At 60.1% G+C, this 391-nt stretch carries 1 protein-coding gene; it reads right to left on the bottom strand.

The genetic code is table 11. The annotated features are described in order from the left end of the window. A partial coding sequence (locus tag AC5PZ0_RS28320; protein ID WP_493856221.1) for an immunoglobulin-like domain-containing protein occupies positions 1–391 on the bottom strand: 391 nt, incomplete at both ends.

Below are 391 nucleotides of genomic sequence, written 5' to 3'. Positions count from 1 at the left end.
ATCGCCCTGTGCTTCGTGAGTGTACGGCGCGCTGGTTTCACCGGCTTTGATGGTCACAACCGCGTTATTGCTCAGCGTCACGACCAGGTCGTGGGCCAGCGCGGTGTTGATGTGCACGGTGAAGGTCGGTTTGACGTTCTCGGCGACCGATACCTGGTCAGCCGTGATGGTCACCTTGACCAAGTCGCCCTCGTTGCCGGCACCCGGAGTACCCGAGCCAGGCTCGTCAGTAACAGCAGTGCTGACCGGCGTTTTGTCCAGAACCAGGTTCTCGAACTTGCCGACATCCGCGCCATCAACCGAAGCGATCGATTTGATCACCGCGTCGTTGGTACCGACGTAGACGTTGTCCGGAGCAGCAACGGTGGTGAAACCGCTGGTGCTGTTGGCT

The organism is Pseudomonas sp. 5.2 (genome assembly GCF_059025405.1).
This window is presented reverse-complemented; position numbering and strand designations above follow the sequence as displayed.